This is a genomic window from Paenibacillus sp. 598K, assembly GCF_003851045.1.
Classification (GTDB): domain Bacteria; phylum Bacillota; class Bacilli; order Paenibacillales; family Paenibacillaceae; genus Paenibacillus_D.
Genome location: NZ_BFBX01000103.1, coordinates 5,085 through 8,395, shown reverse-complemented (window position 1 = coordinate 8,395; position 3,311 = coordinate 5,085). Strand labels below are relative to the sequence as shown.

6 protein-coding genes are annotated in these 3,311 nt (G+C 61.4%); all 6 read right to left on the bottom strand.

Annotated elements, in window-relative coordinates; translation table 11 throughout:
• Window positions 1–14 precede the first annotated feature (14 nt).
• Complete coding sequence (gene mnhG, locus PA598K_RS26295; RefSeq protein ID WP_128659797.1) at window positions 15–428, bottom strand: monovalent cation/H(+) antiporter subunit G; 414 nt, start codon at window positions 426–428, stop codon at window positions 15–17.
• Window positions 415–690 carry a Na(+)/H(+) antiporter subunit F1 gene (locus PA598K_RS26290; RefSeq protein ID WP_128659796.1) on the bottom strand — a complete coding sequence of 92 codons (276 nt, stop codon included), beginning with the start codon at window positions 688–690 and terminating at the stop codon, window positions 415–417. Before PA598K_RS26290 ends, mnhG begins: the two co-directional genes overlap by 14 nt.
• Window positions 683–1,168, bottom strand: coding sequence for a Na+/H+ antiporter subunit E (locus tag PA598K_RS26285; RefSeq protein WP_128659795.1), 486 nt, complete (start codon window positions 1,166–1,168; stop codon window positions 683–685). Before PA598K_RS26285 ends, PA598K_RS26290 begins: the two co-directional genes overlap by 8 nt.
• A 4-nt stretch (window positions 1,169–1,172) precedes the next feature.
• Complete coding sequence (locus PA598K_RS26280; RefSeq protein ID WP_128659794.1) at window positions 1,173–2,657, bottom strand: Na+/H+ antiporter subunit D; 1,485 nt, start codon at window positions 2,655–2,657, stop codon at window positions 1,173–1,175.
• Window positions 2,650–2,988 (bottom strand): Na(+)/H(+) antiporter subunit C, encoded by a 339-nt coding sequence (locus PA598K_RS26275; RefSeq protein ID WP_128659793.1) that lies wholly within the window; start codon window positions 2,986–2,988, stop codon window positions 2,650–2,652. Before PA598K_RS26275 ends, PA598K_RS26280 begins: the two co-directional genes overlap by 8 nt.
• Window positions 2,988–3,311: MnhB domain-containing protein (locus PA598K_RS26270; RefSeq protein ID WP_128659832.1), on the bottom strand; the 324-nt coding region annotated here is incomplete at its 5' end. The genes PA598K_RS26270 and PA598K_RS26275, both read right to left, overlap by 1 nt.

Sequence of the window (3,311 nt, the reverse complement as noted above, 5' to 3'; positions counted from 1 at the left end):
GGCCGTTTCGACGGTTAGTGCCTGCTCGCGCCCTCACCCTGCCGATCACTCTCCACAGGGCGAGCAATGTCCTCAGCCTCCGCCGCGAGCGAGACATAGTAAGGCTTCAACTCGTCGTGATGCGTGCGCTCGTCCAGCGGCACCCCGCTGCGATAGGCCGAGCGGGCGATCAGCAGCGCCGCGACTGGCGTCGTCAGGCCGACGAAGACGAGCACGAGCAGCAGCTTCCACACCGCCCAGCCGTGGGTATAGGCAAAGTAGATGAACGCGGCGAGCATGAGGAAGACGACGGCGGTGACGGAGCTTTTGCCGGTCGCATGCAGGCGCGAGTAAACGTCCGGCAGCCGGATCAGGCCGATCGCAGCCACTACGCTGAGCAACCCGCCGATGACAGCCAGGACAGCGATCAGCCATTCAGTCGCGCTCAAACAGATCCCCCCTCTCTATGAAAGTCGCCAGCGCTGCCGAGCCTGCAAAAGCCAACAACCCGACGACGAGGATGATCTCGGTATATGCTGTCGTATCCTGGATGACCATCAGGATGCCGACGAAGCCGATCAGCAGCATGCCGATCGTATCGAGCGCCGCGACCCGGTCGGCCGCAGTCGGCCCGACGAAGACGCGGTAGCTGCACAGGAGCGCCGACAGTACGAGCAGGAGCAAGACGCCGGTAAGGATCGTATTAAGCATGACCGCGCGTCACCTCCAGTATCCGTCTCTCGAACGTCGCCTTCACTTCCCGGATCGCCGCCTCGCGGTCGCGCACATCGAGGTAATGGACGAAGATCCGGTCGCCCTCTCGGGAGAACTCCATCGACAGCGAGCCCGGCGTCAGCGTGATGCACGTAGCGAACAGCGCCCGCTCCAGCGAGGACTTCAATTGCGTCGGCACCTCCAGGATGGCTGGCCGAATATCTAGCTGAGGACGGAGCACTATCTTCATGACGACCCAGTTGGCGATCGCCATCTCCCGGATCAGCACGACGAGCAGCAGCCAAGCCGCCCATACCCGGCGCGTGTACGGCTGCTCGCCGCGCCATTTGGCCATCAGGAGGACGACCAGCAAGCCCGCCGCATAGCCCATAAGCGCGTCGCCGAAGGCAGCGCTGTTGCGCAGGAGCATCCATGACGCAGCGATTCCTACATTCAGCACGATCTGATATAGCATGCCCTCACTCCCCCAACACGGATTGGATATAGCCCTGTGGATCCATCAGCTCGGCAGCGACGGTTTCGGCATAGGTGAAGAACGGCTGTGCCCCAATGCCGAGCGCGATCGTCAGCAACACCAGCACGCTGGCCGGCGCCAGCAGCTTGCCCACCCGCACCTGGGCCTGCGCCTCCGTATGACGCTGCGCCCCCCAGAACGCATGCGTGAAGATCTTCATCATCGAGATGAGCGTAAGCAGACCGACGACGAGCGCGACGATAGCGATCGCATAGCTCTGCTCCTCGAAGGCTGCTACGATGAGCGGGAACTTGCCGAAGAAGCCGCTAAGCGGCGGGATGCCTGCGATCGACAAGGCGAGGATGAGGAAAAACCACGCCATATACGGATGCGTCCGCAGCAGTCCCCCCATCTGTCGAAGGTCGGTTGTGCCCGTCACTCGCTGCGCTGCGCCGGCCATCAGCAGCAAGCCGGTCTTGATGATGATATGATGCGCCATATAGTAGATCGCGCCAGCCAGCGCCAGCTTGGTGAACAGTCCCAGCCCCATGATCATATAGCCGAGCTGGCTGATGATATGATAGGCGAGGATCTTCTTGAAGTCGTATTTGGACACCGCGCCGAGCACGCCGAGCAGCATCGTCAGGCCCGCCACCGCGACCAGCAGCAGATGATGGGTGAAGGCGATGTCGTGGTTGAAGATAAGCGTGAAGACGCGGATCATCGCATAGACGCCCACCTTCGTTAGCAAGCCGCCGAACAGCGCGGTGATGGCCGCAGGCGGACCGTAGTAGGAGCGCGGCAGCCAGAAGTACAATGGGAAGAGCGCCCCTTTAATTGCAAACACCAGGAAAAACAACATCGCAATGACCTGCATGATGCCGGTCTGCCCGAGCTCGCCGATCCGCTGCGCGAGATGCGCCATGTTGACCGTGCCGGCGACGCCGTACAGATAGGCGATCGCGATCAGGAACAGCAGCGACGAGCATACATTGATGACCGCATACTTCATCGTCTCTCGCAGCTGATACCTGGTGCCGCCGATGACCATGAGCGCGTAGGACGCCAGCAGCATCACCTCGAAGAAGACGAACAGGTTGAACAGATCACCCGTCAGGAACGAGCCGTTCACGCCGGTCAGCAGGAAAAAGTAGAACGGATAATAATAATGCCGCTCGCGCTCCGGATGGATCGTCGCAAAGGAATAGAACAGACAGACCAGACCGACGAGACAGGTGAGCACGACCATCATCGCCGCCAGTTTGTCGGCCGCTAGCACAATTCCGAACGGCGTCTGCCAGCCGCCGACCTCTAGCGTCTTCATGCCGCTGGTATAGATATCCGCCGCCAACCAGAGAGACAGGCCGAGCAGTACGGTCATCATGATGCCGCTGACGATCCGTTGCAGCAGCGAGCGCTTCGCCAGCAGGATAAGCAATGCGCCGGTAACGAAGGGCAGCAGGATAGGCAGCATCAGCACATTACTCATTGGGTTCACCCCTTAGCTCTTCCAGATCTTCCGTATGATGCGCTCGGTAGGTGCGGTACGCCAGGACGATCAGGAACGCCGTCAGTCCGAAGCTGATGACGATCGCCGTCAGGATCAGCGCCTGCGGCAGCGGGTCGGTCGCTGCCATGCCGCTCTCATCCTGCAGCGGCGGCGCACCCTCGCGCAGTCCGCCCATCGTCAGCAGCAGCAGGTGAACGCCGTGCGAGAGAAGCATCAGCGACGCGACGACGCGCAGCAGGCTACGGGAGAGCAGCAGATAGACACCTACGCCCATCAGTACGCCGATGACAACAAACATGAGCAGCTCCATCAGGCATCATCCTCCGAGATCGTCACGATCGCAGCCATCGTCGCACCGACGACGACGAGATAGACGCCCAGATCGAACGGCAGCGCCGTCGTCAGCTCCACCTCGCCGACCAGCGGCAGCGTCACGTAATCAAAGTATTGGGTAAAAAACGCATCGCCTCCCAGCAGGCCAACGGTGCCAACCGTGGCCGCCACAAGCAGCCCCAGCGAGATGACGACCGGATAGGACAGACGCATCACCCGCCCCGCCTCCTGCGCCCCGAAAAACATATACATCAGCACGATGGCGCTGGCGGTCATGAGACCGCCGATGAAGCCGCCGCC